Raw genomic sequence first — 290 nt, 5'->3', positions numbered from 1 at the left:
GCTTCTGCCTTCCGCTGTGCAATCACACAATAGTAGCCACTGAGATTTGGCATTTCGCCATCAATGTAAAAATTCCGCTTTATGTCGCGATAGACTGTTGAGCGGTGTCTCCCAAGCTCAGCGGCTATTTTGTTGATCGAGAATTTTGCTCTGAGCATGTCCTCGATGATGCGTCTTTCACGCAAATCCAGCTCTGTATGTGCCATGTCTGTTCTCCTTGCTTTTTCAGCAAGATACCGGAAGTGTCGCAACCCAGTTTAGAATGTGCCCAATCGGCAGACGTTGCACTT

At 47.6% G+C, this 290-nt stretch carries 1 protein-coding gene; it reads right to left on the bottom strand.

Annotated elements, in window-relative coordinates:
* Window positions 1-206: helix-turn-helix domain-containing protein (locus A3722_RS18630; protein WP_150120559.1), on the bottom strand; the 206-nt coding region annotated here is incomplete at its 3' end.
* Window positions 207-290 lie beyond the last annotated feature (84 nt).

The organism is Sulfitobacter sp. HI0027 (assembly GCF_001634775.1).
Taxonomy (GTDB): Bacteria; Pseudomonadota; Alphaproteobacteria; order Rhodobacterales; family Rhodobacteraceae; genus Sulfitobacter.
Note: the sequence above shows the minus strand (reverse complement) of the source record. Positions and strands in the feature narration are given on the sequence as shown.